The following is a 17061-nucleotide window of genomic DNA, read 5'->3' on the forward strand; positions in this document are numbered from 1 at the left end:
GCATTGGAGAGGAAACCTGCTTTCTCTCTTATGTGGCGCTGGCCGAATAAGGGGGAAAGGAGGTTTGTTTGTTTTTTTTGACTGTGCTTTTGGAAACTAGATTAAAGGAGATAGATTGACATGCTTAAAAAGGCTCACGTTTTAACCCATTTAGCACTGCTGTTGGCAATTGCAGTGCTCCTCAGCATGCTGGGGGTTATGATTCCCATTGCAGGCATCAACGGCTTGAAGATTACGTTTGCCTATTTACCTATTATGCTTGCCGGTTTTGTATTTGGTCCGGCAGCAGGGGCAATCGTTGGGGCTTTGACAGATATCCTGGGCTATCTGGTAAAGTTTCACGCCTACGGCCCATGGTTTCCCGGCTTTACAGTGACTACCGCTTTAAGCGGCGCACTGCCTGTAATCATTTACCGGCTGTTTAAGGCAAATGAAAACCACAAAATCATTAAGCTCAGCATAGCAGTGGCTGTGACTTCGCTGTTAGTCACGGTAATCAACACCTACTGGCTGCAAATTTTATACGGCAAAGCATTTTTAGTCATTTTGCCAATGCGCATTTTAAAAGAACTCATTCTCATCCCCATCCAAATTATTTCTTTGAACATCGTGATGGGCATCTACCGGGTGTTGATCAACCAGTTTTCTTCATACTCCATAAAGTTTTAACATCAAAGGCTTCCACCAGGAAGCCTCAGCTTGTAGACAAAGCCCACATGTATTATTTCGAGCAGCGGTCAGGGGACACACCTCTTATGCATGTTGTTCGCTTTAGCTGAGGGATGTCCCCAATTAATAAGCTCCTACGCGTTGACCTTTGGCAAAGCCGCCAGCCTAGAGGAAACCAGTCCCGCTCCATAATACATGCGGGCTGATAAGAGTTTGTCGACGGTCTGAGGCTTACCACCAGGAAGCCTTTTCAGGTATCATCGGCGTATTTGGCCAGAGTTTGTTTTTACATCCTCCGGTCTCCTTCACCATCTTTTAGTTTTTGAGCGATAGACAGGAGCGCATCCCGCTCATTCAGCTGCGGCCTGTCCAGCACCATATCCAACAGTCGATTTAAAATCCGTCCTACTTCGGGGCCTGGACCGATGCCCAGCGTTTTAATAATATCACTGCCTCTAATTTGCAGTTCCTGAACTGTAAGGGCATCCCCGCTCGCCATCACTTGCTCTACTCTTTTGACCAGCAGCTCCCAATCCTCTAATCCCCTGCCCCCTGCCGCAAGAAGCTTTGCCTTTTCCAACTCCAGGAGAGCGGAGATGTGCTCTTGGCCAACTTTCCTTACCAACCTGCGCACCTCAGGCATACGAGCGGGGAAAGCGGACAGCTGATTGGCTATCAGATGGGTTACTGTGGCGATAGTATGATTCGAGTATTTCAGCCTGGCCAGAATGTCTCTAGCTAGTGCAGCGCTCTCCGCAGCACAGCATACCCCCTGGAAGTCGGATGTTGGCGAACACCGGAAATGAGCAGCCCTATGCAGCAGGGCGGCCAGTCGCAGTTCGAGCTTTGGGCTGGTATAACTCATTACGCTTAAACTGTAATTAAAAGCATCTTCCCCCAAGCCTTGCTGCCCAATGCCTCTGCTGTTATATAGTTCCGGTAAAATCTGCTGCAAAAGTCCGACTGTTGCCATCCGTTCCAAACATATATGAGGTATGGCAGAAGTAATAATTTTATTCAGTTCCATTTGAATTCTTTCGGCAGAAATCCTCCTGATGCTTTCTGCTTCCTGCCGAATGGCGCTTATAGTATCTTCGGCAATATCAATTTCTGCAACGTGATAATGCAATTTGGCAAATAGGCTGAATGCCCTGAGGAGGCGCAAGGCATCATCCCGAAAAACCCGGTGAGGTTCACCCACGGTTTTAATTTTCACCCGTCCGTTGGCTAAATCCTCCATCCCGCGGAAAGGATCGACATATTGCCCGGTGACGGGATCGAAGGCAATAGCGTTGACAGTGAAATCCCGCCGGGAGAGATCTTCCAGCAGCGTCACCCCCAACCGGACCTCAGAGGGCTTTCGTCCGTCAAGATAGCGGCCTTCCCGGCGGAAAGCGGTCACTTCAATCGGCATCTCCGCTATGACTGTGACAGTGCCAAACTTGAGGCCGGTGGGCACTGTTTTGGGAAAGAGGCGCATTACATCCTGAGGCAGGGCGGAAGTAGCCACATCCCAGTCCTGGGGGGTAAGCCCCAAGAGAACGTCCCGCACGGCCCCGCCCACGAGATATGCCTCGTAGCCCGCTTCCTGCAGTTTTTTAACTGTCTCAAATACCCCTTGTGGGATCTCCATTGTCTTTTCCCTCATAATTTTATTTTTAAATACAATAAGTCCTGCTAACCATTAAGATTGCAGGACTGAACTTGAAAGGAACTATATTCATTGTAGCTCATAATAATGAGAAGAAGCAACTGGCAAATAACCCAAAACTGACTACTAACGACCATGGACTTAAGACTAACTTCATGCCAGCTTAGTACCTTCCCCCTGGTCCTTCTGCAGCTGGATGATGTTATCGGTCATTGCGTCAAAGGAATCATCGTGGCTGATGACGAACAGCTGATCAAAGTCACCGGTGATCCGGGGAATGATTTGGGCCAGGTTGCCGCGGCGATCCACGTCCAAATTGGTGGTAGGCTCATCGAAGAAACCAAGTTTAACCCTTGCCAGCTGTCCCAACAGGGCCAGGCGTACAGCCAAAGCGGCCGTCATCTGCTCCCCTCCGGAGAGCTGCCTGAAGCTTCGCTCCCGTTTCCGGCCCTGGTGACTGTCGGCTAATACCAGTTCGTAATCTTCCCTCCATTCCAGGGTTACATTCTCTTTGGCAACTTCACGGTATAAGCGGTTGGCTTCGTGGGCCAGGTATTCCCGGTAAACGGCAGCCACCCGTTCCCCGGCACGGTTGAACACGCTGCGGATATATTCCAGCAGTTCTTTGACTGCCTGGTATTTTCCAATCCTGGCTGTAATTGCAGCCATTTCTTCTTTCGCCATTTCCATGGCCAGAAGCTTTTGCTGCAGCTCTTGCAGCGCTTTTCCTCTTTCCAGTAAAAGCTGTTCGGCTTTAGCCAGCTCGATTTGCAGCTCTTCTAACGTCTTTTCCAGTTCAACCAGCGTCTCTTCCCTAAAATTAGCGGAGAGCACCTGGATTTTAGAATTCAAACCCTCATATAACTCCTGCTTTTCCTGTAACAGCCGACTTTCCGCCTCCAGCTGGGCCTTTATACCAGCCACTCTTTCGGCTTCTTCCCGGTGCTGCATATAGGTTTCATAAGCCGCCTGGTTAGAGGCAAGTACAGCTTGTCTGGCTTTAATCTCGGCGTCAACTTCCTGGTAATTTAAAAGCACCTGCTCAGTGGTATGCTGTTCCAGTTTTAGTTTTTCGATTCCCCGCGCTGCTTCCTGTAAAATTTGGCGCTGCTTTTCCAACTCCGCCAATTTATTGTCTAAATCAGCCAGCTGTTTTTGCAGTGCCTGCTGTTCCCCTAACAGTTGCCCTAAAGCTGCTGAACGCACCTTACCTTCCTCAACTGTTGCCCCGTTTATTTCCTGGTAAAAACTTACAACTGTCTGGTAAAACATTTCAGTTTTTTCCAGAACCAGGTCAAGTAGTTGCACCAGCCTGTTGAGGCTGTCCTCTTCGACTTGGCCTAATGAGCTGACAGAGCTGACATAATCTGCCCAGGCCCTTTCCACTTCCCCCTCTGCTCCATCTAACCTTGCTTCCGGCAAAGGAGAAATATCTTTGCTAACCTTAGCCGCAACTTTTTCCAGCACGATCCGGCTCTGCTCCAGCAGGTGTCTGGAAGTTTCCGCCAAGTCTTCTTTAATTGACCTCTGAAAATAAATGCGAAAAGCCTCCAGGTATTTTACCTGCTCATCCTTCAGGTGCTGCAAAGCGGCTTGCTCTTTTTGCAGGTTCTCCAGCGCCTGGATTATGTACTGTCCCCTGGCAATAGCATCCGCCAGCTCGCCCGCCTGCCTGTTTTCTGCCTCTATTTGCCGCTTTACGTCCTTGATTTGCTCCGCAAAATATTTGCTTAAATCGCCGCCTACGTTCTGGCAGGGTGAATGCAAAAATGGGCACTGACCGCCAGCCGTATTCCTCTGGTTTTCCTCCAGAGTATGCAGCTTTTGCTCCAGCGAAGCCAATGCAATGCGCCTGGCCTCCAGTTCTTTTTCCAGAACTTTAATGCCCTCGGCTTCTTTTCGGACCTCTGCTTCATGGGCTAATTTCTGCAAAGTTTCAGCGATCCTGGCTTTAAGCTCAGTCCATTTTGCCAGGCCATCATTGATTCTGCGCCTGGTCTCGGCAAGCTCAGCTGATTTCTTGTCTCCTGACTTGAGCTGCTGCTGGAAACTTTCCAGGCAAGAGCTGAGCGCAATAAGTTCCTCGTTTTTAGCCCGGGCCTCCTCTACCTGGGCTTCCTTTTCCTGCAGCTGTTTTAATTTATCCGCTGCAGCTTTAGCAGTCTCCTGCAACTGCCCTTGCAATGCTTTTTCCTCTGCTTCCAGGGCAGCTTCTCTGGCTTTAAGTTCGGCAGTCAGATCGGCCAGTCTTTTGGTCAACTGGTCCCTTGCCTCCCGTTTTTGCTCCAGCTCTGCCAGTTCCTTTTGCGCAACCAAATATGCCCGGTAGCCGGCTTGCGCCGCAGCTGTTTTTTGGGCTGCTTCCATCGCTTTTACCAAATTCCCCTGCAACTCACCAAGCCTTTTCTCTATGTTTTCCAGTTCAATTTTGGTAATGTCGGCCTTTTTTAAAATATGCTCCAGTTCAATTTTAGTTTTTCGCAGGGCATCCCTTTCCTTTATTTTCACCGCCAGGTTGTCCTTTTTCACCTTTACCTGCTGCTGCAATTCCTCAATCAAAGGAGTGAGTACCTCCGCTTCCGCTTTGACTCGCTCATAATCCGCCACCCGTTCTTCCAACCGCACCTTGATCTTTTCCTGTTCCCCAATCATACGGTTAATGGCAGCCACCACTTCCCTGGTTTTGCTATAGGCTTCATTGAAGGCTTCCACTTTGAGCATTTTATTGAATTTCTGCTTGCGGTTGGCCGGCGTTTCCAGGAAAGGTGCAGTGAAGGTCCCCTGGCTTACGCCTACTACATCATTGAAAAGCTGGGCCAAGTCCTGCTCCTGCTCGATACCAAGGGAGTCTTTCAGCCAGGGTTTAATGTCCGAGGCACCATGTAAATCGATCTCCGCCCCTGATTCCCCGTCGTACACTATCCAGGATGAAACGCTGCCCAGCTTCCGCACCACTTTGTACAGACAGCCATCGCCGGCTTCAAACTCCACGGTTATAATCCCTGTTTTGGCGCCATAACGGACAAATTCAGCCAGCGTGCCCGGCTTACAGTCAAAAAGGGCATATCCAATGCTCTCGATAATGGTTGATTTGCCGGCCCCGTTAACCCCGGAAATGAAGTTCACGCCGTCGTAAAAAGTGATGGTCTGGTCCTGATAGCTCTTGATATTCTGTAAGCGCAGCCGTTTAATCTTCATGGCCTTTACTCCTGTCTTTCCCTGCTGCCGCCTCAGGAAGAGGCAGCTTCTCCAGCAGCTTTTCTACGGCGGAAATAATTTCTGTTTCATCCACCCCTGCCAGGGCATCGTTTTTCACCCGCAGCATGAGCTCAACCACCTGATCAGCCACTTCTTTCAGTTCCGGCTTGTCTTCCGCCAGCATTGCGGTGAGCACATGCCGCTCAATCAAGTTCCGGTCAAAACCGGTGAATTCCGCCCCCGTATCCAATTGGGGCAGATTGGCATTGTTCAGCACTTCCACCAGGAGGCAACCAAACCGTTCTTTTACTTTTTCCGCCAGGTCATTAGTATCAATGGCAAAGGAATTAAAAGCTATAGCGCCGTAGAGGTTAATCTGGGCAATAGGTCTGTCCAAATCCCGCAGGTCTGAATCCTCTAACAGCTGCAATACTTTAGCAGTAACCTGTCCCGGTTCAGTCAGACCGGTCAAATCCAACGGGTAGCGGCGCACATCGCGGCGTTTGCTGGGTATAAAGTTAACCCTTTTTTCCTTTCCGACCACAGTAACATGATAAAAGCCTTTTTCATTGCCCTCTTTTGCTTCATCCAGGTGCACGCATTCCGGTGCGCCGGGGTTAAACACCAATTCCCCCAGTTCCTGGCGGCTGTGAATATGACCCAGGGCAAAGTAGTCCACTTTTCCCCGGAATTTTTCAAAGACTTCCCCCTTAACTCCGGCTAAATCCTGCCCCAGGAGCTTATCCACCGCCGCATGGAGCATAACTATTGTAAAATTTTCCGAGGCTTTAATTTTTTCCGCAATTTCCTCCAGCCGCTGCCGGGTAGTGGCTCCCAGGTAGCCAAGCCCGATAATCCGCAGGCCTTTTTCCTCCAGCACAGAGCCAATTCCACCGTCATAAGGGGCCAGCTCCAGCCCGCTTTCCCGGAAAACCGGCCTGAGCAGGCGGAGATACCCCTGGTTGTTAAGAAAACTCATCCAGGAATCTCTTTCAAGGTAAAATGCTTTATCGTGGTTTCCTTCAATAGCGATAGCCTCAATTCCGGCTGACTTCAGACGTGCTAAGCCCGAGATGGCCTGGGCCAGGGTAGGGGCATTCACGCTGCGGTGGTGAAACAAGTCGCCACCAATGAGCATAAAATCAACTTTGGCCGCGACGGCATAATCTATCACCTGGGCAAAGGCAGCGCCAAAATCGTGCCAACGCTGGATTTCATTAAACTGCTGGCAACCCAGGTGCAGGTCGCTGCAGTGCACAAAACTTACCTGTTTCATGCTTGATTACACCCACTTCTGGATATTTATTGCATTTAACTGTTTGTACAATTTTTCCATCAAGGTATACCGCACTTTTAGCGTGCATATGAGTAAGTTATAGTTATATTAATAACCAATAGAGGGGTCTCTTTATGGGCATTATTTATCTGCTCGCCGGCGTAGTTTTTATATTCTGTGCCATCCAAAGTATAATCTTCAAGGTTACAGGCGCAGCCATTTTCTTTGCTTTTTTAACTGTGCTAACTTTCGTTTCCTATAAAGGGGTCCGGTCACAGGACCCATAATTTTTCCGGGTCGCCATACGCGTCTTTACATTTTCGCGAACATACGTTGCATATCCTGCTTTGGCAAAAAGAAATAAGTAAGTTAATAAAAAAACTCCCGCCAGGCGGCGGGACAGACCGTCGACAAACTATTATCAGCCCGCATGTATTATGGAGCGGGACTGGTTTCCCCAGCCGTCGGCAGCTATGCTGCCGGTAACGGCGTAGGAGCTTGTCCAGAGCGAAATAATACATGCGGGCTTTGTTTACAAGCTGTCCCGCCAGGCGGCGGGATGTTGTATATTGGTATGTCACTAACTGAGGACTGGTGGCTGCACACTAGTCCACCATCCCCAGGTAAACTTGCTGGATCAGGTCATTTTTCATCAGCTCATCCGAGCTTCCCTCCAAAACGATATTGCCGGTCTCCAGCACATAGGCCCGGTCAGCCACCGACAGCGACAAGGGGACATTTTGCTCCACCATCAGGATCGAAATGCCTTGCCGGTTGATTTGCTTGATAATTTTAAAAATATTCTCCACGATCACCGGAGCCAGCCCCAAAGAAGGCTCATCCAAAAAGAGCAGCCGGGGATTTGACATCAGTCCCCTGCCAATGGCCAACATCTGCTGTTCGCCGCCCGATAAAGTCCCCGCCTGCTGGCGGCGGCGCTCCTTCAGAATGGGAAACATCTCAAAGACCATTTCCAGATCTCTTTTGATCCCATCCTTGTCCCGCCGCATAAAAGCTCCCATGTCCAGGTTTTCCTGTACGCTCATCCCGGCGAACACCCTTCTGCCCTCCGGCACCATGGCTATGCCTTTGGATGCTATCTTATCCGAAGAGAGCCCGGAAATAGTTTCTCCCTCGAAAACAATAGTCCCCTCTCGGGGCCGTACCACCCCGCAAATTGCATTCAAGGTAGTGGTCTTGCCGGCGCCGTTGTTGCCGACGAGAGCCACAAATTCCCCTTTGCTTACCTGCAGTGAAATCCCGTGCAGCGCTTTTACGCCACCGTAGGACACTTTCAGTTTTTGCACATCTAGCATAGTTCCACCACCTTAACTGATTTGAGCATAGCTGGTTAACTCATTTTTGCCCAAATAAGCTTCCACCACTTCAGGATTCTGCAGCACTTCCAACGGTCGCCCTTCCGCCAGCTTTTTCCCGTGATCAAGCACGATAATCTTATCTGATATGGAACGGACCACTCGCATGTTATGTTCAATGATAATCACCGTTTTCTGAAACTCCTCTTTCAGTCTGGCGATAAAGTTCATCAATTCCTTTGATTCACCAACATTCATGCCAGCCGCCGGTTCATCCAAAAGCATTATCTCCGGCTCGCTGACCAAAGCCCTGGCAATTTCAACTTTACGCTGCTCCCCGTACGGGAGAGCCGAAGGCTTACTATCAGCTTTTTCCTCCAGTGAGAGCAGGTGCAAAATTTCCATCGCTTTGGAGTACATGTACCTTTCATTTTTGTAATAGCGGCCCGGCATGAACACATCAACTATCCGGGGCTGTACCTGGGAATGCATACCAATCATCACGTTTTCCAAAACAGTCATGGTAGTAAAAAGGCGGATATTTTGAAATGTCCGGGAGATGCCCCTGGCATGAATCTGATGGGGCTTCAGTCCCGATATTTTGTTTCCTTTGAAGGTAATTTCACCGCCGGTCAATTCATAGGCAGCGGTAATCAAGTTAAACAGCGTGGTTTTTCCGGCCCCGTTAGGTCCGATGATGCTGGTGATTTTCTTTTCCTCAATCTCAGCGGAAACATCGTCAACTGCCCGCACACCGCCAAAATGTTTGGATACGCTTTTTAATGTCAGGATTGCCACTTTTGTCACTCCCCTGCCACAAATTTGCCTTGCCCGCCGGAGCCCGTGGGTTTAACAATTCTATGCCAAGGCAGCCGGGTATTGTCTTCGCCCAGGATTCCCTGGGGCCGGAAGATCATCATTAACACCATCAGAAGACCGACCAACAGCATCCGCCATTCCACGGCAAAGCGCATTATTTCCGGAAAAACTGTGAGCAGCACTCCCCCCAGCACCGGGCCCACTATGGTACCTGCGCCCCCCAGAAAGACCATAGCCAGCATGTTGGCTGAATCCAGGTAAAGGAAAGTGTCGGGGCTGATAAAAGTTATATAGTGGGCATAAAAACTTCCCGCTGCGCCCGCATAGATGCCGCCGATGGCAAAAGCAAGAATTTTGTATTTAGTGATGTCAATGCCCATGAACTCCGCAGCATCCTCATCGTCTTTAATGGCGCGGAAGGCCCTGCCCAAATAAGAGTTAAAAATGCGTAAGGCGCACCACAGGCCGATGATAAATAATACCACTATCAAATAATAATACATTTCCCGGGTGAAGTTCTGGCCAAACAAGCTAGGCCTGGGAATGCCCGGTAAACCCATAGGCCCCCTGGTTATCTTATCCCAATTGACCATAGCCAGGCGAAATATTTCCCCGAAGCCCAGGGTGGCCACTGCCAAGTAATCTCCTCTGAGGCGCAGCACGGGAAAACCTAATAAGGCGCCAAAAACGCCGCTCACGAGCATAGCTAGCGGCAACGAAAGCCAAAAAGGCATCCCCAGCCGCGCCACCATTAGGGCTGAGGCGTAGGCACCCATACCGTAAAAGGCGGCATGCCCCAGGGAAAACAAACCTGTTTGGCCCAAAATTATTTCCAGGCCCAAAACCAATAGTCCATAGATACCAATAGTGATCACAATATGCAAAATGTATTTGCTGTGAATTAACAGTGGAATGATAACCAGGACTGCGCCAATAATTAAATACTGCAGCAGACGGTTTCGACTCAAAATTTCTCCCCCCTAAGCCCGTTTCCGGTAAATATCAGCATTAAAAAGCCCGGAAGGTTTAATCAAAAGCACCAAGATCATAACGGCAAATGCTATGCCATCCCTCCACTCGGAAAGGTAAGCAGCGCCAAAATTTTCAATTACCCCCAGCACCATGCCGCCGGCCATGGCTCCGGGAATGCTGCCGATTCCTCCGAGAATAGCAGCAGTGAATGCTTTTAACCCCGCCGCGTAGCCCATAGTGGAATAAACCGCATCGTAGTACATCCCTACCAATAGCCCTGCCGCACCGGCCAGAGCTGAACCTACGAAAAATGTCACCATGGCCACTTGGTCCATGTTCACTCCCATTAGGCCGACGATTTGCTTATCCTCGGAAGCTGCGCGAATCGCTTTGCCATAACGGGTATGGCGGAAAAAACCGGCGAGCAAAAGCATCAGAATTAATCCTGTAAGAAAAACAAAAATCTGCAGCGAGTTGACAACTGCATAATTGCCTAGTGCAAACTCTTTGACCTGCAGTATTTTTTTCATGGGAAATGTCTGCGAACCGATGAGCAGCCTCGCCAAGTTGGAAAGCACGATGGACATGCCAATAGCGCTTGTGGTAACTACCAGCCTGGGGGCGTTGCGCAGCGGTTTGTAAGCCACTTTTTCCACCGCTACACCCAGGATACCGGTTAAAAACATTGTCAGAAGCAGCACCAATATAAAATTGCCACCGATGATTCCGGCCAGAAACATGCCTAAAAAGGCACCCCACATAAAAATATCTCCATGGGCAAAATTTATAAATTTCATGATACCGTAGACCAGTGTATAGCCCAGGGCAATCAGAGCATAAACACTGCCTAGCATGAGACCGTTAATTAACTGCTGTACAAACATCTATCCACCCTCCCGTTGATAGCAAAAGAGAGTCTAAAGACGGTTTGGCCGGAAAACTCCTGTCCCGGCCAAACCGGTTTTGCCAGGGTTAGCTTATTTGTCCAGGGTCCATTGACCCTTTTCCACCACCATTCTCTTCATGCCTGTTCTCATGGCATCGTGGGTTTCATTAAAAGTAATGGCGCCCGTAACCCCTGGGAAAGGCTCCTTCAGTCCTTCCAAATATTCTTTGATTTTAACCCGGTCTTTGCCCACTGCCTGGATAGCCTGGGCCAGCAGTTTAGTGGCATCATAGTGGTACGCGGCGTAGGTTCCAGGAATAAAACCGTAAGCTTTTTCAAACTTCTGTACAAATTCCTGAACTTTGGGGTCCGGATCGCTGGGCACCAGAAGTCCCGAAACATGGAAACCTTCTACAGCTTCCCCGCCCAGCTCAATAAATATGTTTTCATAAATACCGTCAGTGCCATAGACAGGAATATCCAGGTTAACCTGCTTCATTTGCTTGGCAATCAGGGCAGCTTCAGTGTACAAACCGCCGATAAAGAGCACATCTGCACCGGCACTCTTCACCTTGGTAAGCAGAGCTGTGTAGTCCTTTGTCTCTCCCAGCATATAGCTCTCGCTGGCAACGATTTCCCCGCCCAGCTCCTTAAACTTCTTGGTAACAACATCATTCAGCCCCCGGCCGTAATCGTCATTTTCGTAAAGAATTGCCGCCTTACGGTAACCGTCCTCATACATCCATTCGCTGACGAACACTCCCTGGAAAGCATCGGTTACCGAAATTCTAAACAGGTATGGATAATTCTGTTCGGTAAAGGCCGGCGAAGTGCCTACGTGAATCATGGGCAATTCTGCTTCCGTATAAATCGGAGCCCCCGACAGGGCGCAAGAACTATTGTAGTTACCTACTACAGCCAGGATTCCTGAGTCGTTAACAAACTTGTTGGCAATACTGGCCGCTTCCTTAGGGTCCGATTTGTCGTCTTGCGGTACTATCTCAATTTTCTCGCCGTTAATACCTCCGGCAGCGTTTATTTCCTCGGCAGCCAGTTTGGCGCCGTTTAACATTTGCTCACCGTAAGCAGCGCCGGTGCCGGTGAGCGGTGCTACCCAGCCCAGTTTAATTGTGCCTTGACCGGAAGAACCGCCTTCTTGCAAAGCATTTTCGCTTTTGCCGTCGGTCTTGCCCCCGCAGCCCGCCAGGGCCAGTAAACCAAGCATAAGGATTACCAACAACCCACACAGTAATACTTTCCGCTTATTTTTCATGCTTCCGCTACCTCCCTTTTTGATAACTAGGTGATTTACCAAAGAGCTCTGGTTCCTGATCCGCCGCCCTCACCCCTTTCCTGTAAAAAACCTCCAGCCGAAGTAAAGTTTTGCACTGGTACTTTAACCCAACTGTACAGGGATACGAAATGTATAAATATATTATTCAAAACTTCTTGAATAACCTTGGTAAAATAATCGCATAAATTTTTTAAAAAATTACAATAAAAAGATTATTCTGATGTTGCCCTGCAAAATATACCCAGTCTTATTTTCATGTAGTACAAAAGTTGCATCCGATTTTTTAATCCCTGTAAAAATTTGCAAAAAAAAGGAGGAAAAAAGGTAGTATTGTAGAATAAAATAATAATTTCAAATACATAAACTATAAAACTCCAAGGATAAAGGCAAACTACTCCGAAAGGGTAGGGCGCAAAGCCATGGGTCTAAAGCCATAAGCTATGATTGCCAGGTTGCCCGGTTGCTGCAGCAGCTGCGTTAGGGCTGCTTTTTTCATGCCGGTCAAACCAAAGTTAGGAGGTAAAAGATGTTGTTGCGCAAGAAGAAATTACCCAAAGCTGAGCCTCAAAAACAAAAAGGTAAAAGTTCCGGGACATTAAAACCTAACTTTCAAATATTACAGTTTAAACAATTAAAGGGTTTTCGTTCCAAAATAGGAGACCTTAAAGTTTCTAAAAAATTAGCCGTTTCCATGCTGGTAGGGCTTTCCGCATTGTTCATAGTAGGTCTCCTGGGTATTGTCAGCCTTGGGAAAATGAACGGCGAGGTCAAAAAGATGTACAACCGTAATCTGGCAGGCGTAATAGCAGCTGCCGATGCAGAAAGAGCCATCAGAGGCATTTCCGAGGCAGGGATAAGGTATACCACAGAAAACGAAATAAGCGCTCAGCAGTCCATCCGGCAGGAAATTAATAAATACAATGGGGACTTTGAACGGGCGCTGAAACGCTATGAAGCCATTGCCACAAACAAGCAGGAAAAAGCAGTCTTAGCCAATTTGCAACAAGCTTATCGCAATTATCAACAGGCAATTGATGAATTAATTACGGCATTCAGCCATGAAAGGGCCTTACAAGTTTATAATTTGGAAGTATTACCAAAAAGGGCGGAAATTTTTAAAGCGGTAAATGAATTAGCGGACTTTAACAGCAAAGCAGCTGCAGCAATGCTTAAACAAACTCAAATGCTGTACGCTTCCATTATCTTAGTATTTGTGGTAATTGTTGCTGTCGCTGTGCTGCTATCCCTGTTTTTAAATCTCTTCATCTCCAGACTGATTACCGGTTCCTTAAACCGGCTCAACCAGGCTGCGGGCAAAGTAGCTTCCGGCGATTTAAGCGAGGAAAATATAGAAGTATATACTAAGGATGAGTTTGGACAATTGACCCAAGCTTTTAATGAAATGACTAAAAACCTCAAAGCACTGATAGCTCAAACGGCCGACGGGGCTGAAAGTCTTGCGGCTTCTTCAGAAGAAATAAATGCTACCATGGAGCAACAGGCTAAAACAGTAGAACATATTGCCAATTCAGCCAGGGAACTGGTAACCGGCGCAGAACAGCAAAGCAGTAAAATTAAAGACTCTATGGCATATATCGAGGAAACTTCGGCAGTAATTCAGCAAATCGCGGCGACTGCTCAACAAGTGGTCTCATCCACCCAGGAAGTCAGCACCAACGCCCGTGCCGGAAACAATGCCATGCATTTGGCCAAAAAGGAAATTGAAAAAATTAACGCTGCTACCGCAGAGGTAGCCACAATTATCAATAAATTAGGTGAACACTCCAAAACTATCGGCAATATCGTCAACCTCATCAGCAACATTGCCGAGCAAACAAATCTTTTGGCCCTGAACGCAGCCATTGAGGCTGCGAGAGCAGGGGAGCAAGGCAGAGGGTTTGCAGTGGTTGCTGACGAGGTAAGGAAACTCGCAGTGCAATCGCAAGATGCTGTGAAAGAAATTAACGGTATTATCAAACGGATTCAGGATAACTCTGTAAAAGCGGTCCAGGCAATGAAAAACAATGAGCAGCTTGTACAAAGCGGAAATCAGGTTATATTGGACGGGGCTGAAACATTCAACCATATTGCTTTGGCTGTGGAAGGCGTATTGCGGCAGATCCAGGAAGTATCAAAATCAACTGATGAGTTGGCCAAAAACAGCGAGCACATAGTCACCGCCATTAAAGATATAGACCAAATTGCTGTCCAAGTAGCTGAGGCCAGCCAAGCCATGGCGGCAACAACCGAGGAGCAGGCGGCAGCAGTTGAAGAGATTGGGGCCTCTACAGAATCCCTGGCTTCCCTGGGCCAGGAACTGCAGCAAATTGTATCCCGTTTTAAGCTGTAAATTAGACATTAAAAAACACCACCCGCAAGCAATCTATAATGAATCTCTGTATTAAAACGGATATTTCTTCTTAAAGAGCCTTTTTATTCCCAAAAAAGGCTTTTTTTATTTCCTCGCGCTTAATCAGCCTTTTGGCCGGTGGTAATTTCCTGAAGATTATAATGTTTTTAATAGGGATTAAAAAACAGGCATTAACTGCCTGTTTGCTTCACTCAGAAAACATTGTTAAGCACCAAAATTGCAATGCCTGCCAGCAAGGCGCTCATAGGAATGGTCAGGATCCAGGCCCAAACAATATTTTTGGCAACAATCCATCTGACGGAAGAAAGTCTTTTGGAGGCCCCTACCCCCATAATTGAAGAAGAAATGATATGGGTGGTGCTAACCGGTGCATGGAGCATGGTGGCCGTAAAGATCACCGCCGCTGCCCCGGTTTCAGCCGCAAAGCCGTTCACCGGCGCCAGCCGCGCCATATTCACTCCCATGGTTTTGATGATTTTCCAGCCGCCCACCGATGTTCCCAAGGCCATGGCTAAAGCACTGGCTATTTTCACCCACGTGGGCACGCTGAATTCGGCAATTAATCCGCCGCTTAAGAGGGCCATGGTAATCACACCCATCGTTTTTTGGGCATCATTGCTGCCGTGGTTTAAGGCCATTAGCGCTGCTGAAACGATTTGGGCTTTGGAAAATATTTTAGTAACGGTCGAGGGCCTGAATGGTTTTAGGATCCAGTAAAGAATGACCATCAAGGTATAACCTACAATAAAACCAATAACTGGCGATAAAAAGAGCCACAACAGAATTTTAAAAAAGAAATTAGTCCAATGTACGATCAGGAAAGAACCCTTGTAGACAATAGCCGAACCTAACAGCCCGCCAATCAGCGCATGGGACGAGCTGCTTGGCAAGCCAAAATACCAGGTAATGAGATTCCAGATTATGGCACCGAACAGAGCGGCAATTACGACTGTTTGGGGGATCAGGTTGGGATCTATGATATCCGCGCCTACCGTCTTGGCAACTTTGACACTGATAAATGCGCCGAAAAAGTTTAGCAGAGCAGCCATGGCAATTGCAGCCCGGGGCGATAAAACCCTGGTAGAAACAGAGGTAGCTATGGCATTGGCTGTATCGTGAAACCCGTTGATAAAATCAAAGATAAGCGCCAATACAACCACCAGCACTGTCACAACTATGGTTGCACTAAGCATGCTTCATTACAACCCCTTCAACAATATTGGCCACATCTTCGCAGGCATCGAGGGTTTGTTCCAGGCGCTCGTAAATTTCTTTCCACTTGATCACATCAATAACGGGGGTGTTTCCGCTGAACAGACCTGTTACCGCTTGGCGGAAAAGGGCATCTCCTTCCTCTTCTATTCTGTTTATTTCAATGATTTTTTCCGTTAACTTTTTGCTTTTCTTCATCACTTTGAGTTCTTCCATCAGGTCAATCAGTTCCTTGGTACAATTTAAAATCAGGTTGCTCATTGTTTTTGCTTCTTCGGTAGCGGCAGTTACCTTAAACATGATAAACCTGCTGGCTGTGGACTCGATGAAGTCAGCAATATCATCCATCTGCTTGCCTATGCCGTAAATGTCCTCCCGGTCGATAGGAGTAATAAATGATTTATTAAGCTCTTTAAAAATTTCATGAAGCTGCTGATCCCCCTTCCGCTCCATCTCTTTGATTTCTTTGAATTTAGATTCGCCGTTTTTTAGATCTTCTACTAACTCTTTTAAAAGCTGGGCCGCTTTATACATGGTATGGGCGGAAGAGATAAACAGATCAAAAAATTTGTCTTCTTTGGGCGTTAATTTAAACATCGCAAACCTCCATAGCTCAATTACTCCTGTGGTCTTGTTAACATTTTCACTTAAACACTACACCGCTGCTAATGTTAGCCGGTTTGTAGCACAAGTATAGAATACTACAAAATCTGCTAAACTCCAACAGAGAAATTTTGCGAAAAATTACTTTATCAGCGCCCAAAAACAAAGAACCTAATAAAAAACCTTTCTCCGGCTATACTAAGATACAAGAGGTGTTGACTATTGCTGTGTCATCGCCTGCTTCTCATCAACCTTAACAAATTGTCCTTCCTTCAAGATCGTTCCTCCATTGATCACCACCTTTTCCACCCCCGCATTTCCCGAGGAGTAAACCAGGTATTGCATTACTTTTCACTCTCCTATAATTTTTACTAAAACCCGCTTTCTGCGCTTGCCGTCAAATTCCCCGTAAAAAATTTGTTCCCAGGGACCGAAGTCCAATTTGCCATTGGTAACGGCTACTACAACTTCCCTGCCCATGATAGTCCTCTTTAAATGGGCGTCGGCATTATCTTCGTAGACGTTGTGACGATACTGCTGATACGGCTTCTCCGGAGCAAGTTTTTCTAAGAATACTTCAAAATCATGATGCAGTCCGCTCTCATCATCATTGATGAAGACACTGGATGTGATATGCATAGCGTTGCAAAGTAAAAGCCCCTCCTTAATGCCGCTTTCTGCCAAGCAATCCTCAACCAGAGAGGTAATGTTAATAAACTCCCTTCTGTGTTTAGTTTCAAACCAAAGCTCTTTTCTGTAGCTTTTCATGCTTTCCCTCCAAAAAACATGTATTT

Annotated in this window: 14 protein-coding genes and 1 riboswitch; of the genes, 2 read left to right on the forward strand and 12 right to left on the reverse strand. The window is 47.6% G+C overall.

Annotated elements, in window-relative coordinates; genetic code table 11:
* Positions 1-120: 120 nt before the first annotated feature.
* Positions 121-669, forward strand: a complete 549-nt coding sequence (locus EYS13_RS10040; RefSeq protein WP_227762204.1) for a folate family ECF transporter S component — start codon at positions 121-123, stop codon at positions 667-669.
* Positions 670-955: 286 nt separating this feature from the next.
* Here the strand turns inward: EYS13_RS10040 and EYS13_RS10045 are convergent, their stop codons facing one another.
* The 8 genes from EYS13_RS10045 to EYS13_RS10080 all read right to left on the reverse strand — a co-directional run bounded on the left by EYS13_RS10045 (position 956) and on the right by EYS13_RS10080 (position 12060).
* On the reverse strand, positions 956-2302 hold the full coding sequence (locus EYS13_RS10045) for a CCA tRNA nucleotidyltransferase (RefSeq protein WP_227762205.1): 1347 nt from the start codon (positions 2300-2302) through the stop codon (positions 956-958).
* Between the two features lie 171 nt (positions 2303-2473).
* Positions 2474-5518, reverse strand: a complete 3045-nt coding sequence (locus EYS13_RS10050; RefSeq protein ID WP_227762207.1) for an AAA family ATPase — start codon at positions 5516-5518, stop codon at positions 2474-2476.
* A complete protein-coding gene (locus tag EYS13_RS10055) occupies positions 5508-6794 on the reverse strand; it encodes a metallophosphoesterase family protein (RefSeq protein WP_227762208.1) in 1287 nt (428 codons plus the stop codon). Before EYS13_RS10055 ends, EYS13_RS10050 begins: the two co-directional genes overlap by 11 nt.
* Before the next feature lie 605 nt (positions 6795-7399).
* Complete coding sequence (locus tag EYS13_RS10060) at positions 7400-8110, reverse strand: ABC transporter ATP-binding protein (protein ID WP_227762209.1); 711 nt, start codon at positions 8108-8110, stop codon at positions 7400-7402.
* Positions 8111-8122: 12 nt separating this feature from the next.
* Positions 8123-8908: an ABC transporter ATP-binding protein gene (locus tag EYS13_RS10065; protein WP_227762210.1), complete on the reverse strand. Its 786-nt coding sequence runs from the start codon at positions 8906-8908 to the stop codon at positions 8123-8125.
* A 5-nt stretch (positions 8909-8913) separates the two neighbouring features.
* Positions 8914-9897, reverse strand: a complete 984-nt coding sequence (locus EYS13_RS10070) for a branched-chain amino acid ABC transporter permease (RefSeq protein ID WP_227762211.1) — start codon at positions 9895-9897, stop codon at positions 8914-8916.
* 12 nt (positions 9898-9909) lie between these two features.
* Complete coding sequence (locus EYS13_RS10075) at positions 9910-10785, reverse strand: branched-chain amino acid ABC transporter permease (RefSeq protein ID WP_227762212.1); 876 nt, start codon at positions 10783-10785, stop codon at positions 9910-9912.
* Positions 10786-10878: 93 nt separating this feature from the next.
* Complete coding sequence (locus EYS13_RS10080) at positions 10879-12060, reverse strand: ABC transporter substrate-binding protein (RefSeq protein WP_227762213.1); 1182 nt, start codon at positions 12058-12060, stop codon at positions 10879-10881.
* Between the two features lie 396 nt (positions 12061-12456).
* Positions 12457-12541, forward strand: a riboswitch (cyclic di-GMP riboswitch).
* Between the two features lie 66 nt (positions 12542-12607).
* On the opposite strand from EYS13_RS10080, the gene EYS13_RS10085 reads away from it, so the two are divergent.
* The gene (locus EYS13_RS10085) at positions 12608-14431 is read left to right on the forward strand and encodes a methyl-accepting chemotaxis protein (protein WP_227762215.1); all 1824 of its coding nucleotides are present in this window, start codon (positions 12608-12610) and stop codon (positions 14429-14431) included.
* A gap of 212 nt (positions 14432-14643) precedes the next feature.
* On the opposite strand, the gene EYS13_RS10090 is transcribed toward EYS13_RS10085, so the two are convergent.
* The 4 genes from EYS13_RS10090 to EYS13_RS10100 all read right to left on the reverse strand — a co-directional run bounded on the left by EYS13_RS10090 (position 14644) and on the right by EYS13_RS10100 (position 17035).
* The gene (locus EYS13_RS10090; protein WP_227762217.1) at positions 14644-15645 is read right to left on the reverse strand and encodes an inorganic phosphate transporter; all 1002 of its coding nucleotides are present in this window, start codon (positions 15643-15645) and stop codon (positions 14644-14646) included.
* Positions 15638-16261: a DUF47 domain-containing protein gene (locus EYS13_RS10095; protein WP_227762218.1), complete on the reverse strand. Its 624-nt coding sequence runs from the start codon at positions 16259-16261 to the stop codon at positions 15638-15640. Before EYS13_RS10095 ends, EYS13_RS10090 begins: the two co-directional genes overlap by 8 nt.
* A 225-nt stretch (positions 16262-16486) precedes the next feature.
* The gene (locus EYS13_RS16295) at positions 16487-16612 is read right to left on the reverse strand and encodes a hypothetical protein (protein WP_265332378.1); all 126 of its coding nucleotides are present in this window, start codon (positions 16610-16612) and stop codon (positions 16487-16489) included.
* A 6-nt stretch (positions 16613-16618) separates the two neighbouring features.
* Positions 16619-17035 carry a secondary thiamine-phosphate synthase enzyme YjbQ gene (locus EYS13_RS10100; RefSeq protein WP_227762219.1) on the reverse strand — a complete coding sequence of 139 codons (417 nt, stop codon included), beginning with the start codon at positions 17033-17035 and terminating at the stop codon, positions 16619-16621.
* Positions 17036-17061: the final 26 nt, after the last annotated feature.

The organism is Zhaonella formicivorans (assembly GCF_004353525.1).
Classification (GTDB): domain Bacteria; phylum Bacillota; class DUOV01; order DUOV01; family Zhaonellaceae; genus Zhaonella; species Zhaonella formicivorans.

Excerpts from the sequence above, each read along its gene's own strand:
- EYS13_RS10090 (WP_227762217.1), bottom strand. The coding sequence starts at position 15,645 with ATGCTTAGTGCAACCATAGTTGTGACAGTGCTGGTGGTTGTATTGGCG.
- EYS13_RS10095 (WP_227762218.1), bottom strand. The coding sequence starts at position 16,261 with ATGTTTAAATTAACGCCCAAAGAAGACAAATTTTTTGATCTGTTTATC.
- EYS13_RS16295 (WP_265332378.1), bottom strand. The coding sequence starts at position 16,612 with ATGCAATACCTGGTTTACTCCTCGGGAAATGCGGGGGTGGAAAAGGTG.
- EYS13_RS10055 (WP_227762208.1), bottom strand. The coding sequence starts at position 6,794 with ATGAAACAGGTAAGTTTTGTGCACTGCAGCGACCTGCACCTGGGTTGC.
- EYS13_RS10075 (WP_227762212.1), bottom strand. The coding sequence starts at position 10,785 with ATGTTTGTACAGCAGTTAATTAACGGTCTCATGCTAGGCAGTGTTTAT.
- EYS13_RS10040 (WP_227762204.1), top strand. The coding sequence starts at position 121 with ATGCTTAAAAAGGCTCACGTTTTAACCCATTTAGCACTGCTGTTGGCA.
- EYS13_RS10080 (WP_227762213.1), bottom strand. The coding sequence starts at position 12,060 with ATGAAAAATAAGCGGAAAGTATTACTGTGTGGGTTGTTGGTAATCCTT.
- EYS13_RS10085 (WP_227762215.1), top strand. The coding sequence starts at position 12,608 with ATGTTGTTGCGCAAGAAGAAATTACCCAAAGCTGAGCCTCAAAAACAA.
- EYS13_RS10045 (WP_227762205.1), bottom strand. The coding sequence starts at position 2,302 with ATGGAGATCCCACAAGGGGTATTTGAGACAGTTAAAAAACTGCAGGAA.
- EYS13_RS10100 (WP_227762219.1), bottom strand. The coding sequence starts at position 17,035 with ATGAAAAGCTACAGAAAAGAGCTTTGGTTTGAAACTAAACACAGAAGG.
- EYS13_RS10050 (WP_227762207.1), bottom strand. The coding sequence starts at position 5,518 with ATGAAGATTAAACGGCTGCGCTTACAGAATATCAAGAGCTATCAGGAC.
- EYS13_RS10060 (WP_227762209.1), bottom strand. The coding sequence starts at position 8,110 with ATGCTAGATGTGCAAAAACTGAAAGTGTCCTACGGTGGCGTAAAAGCG.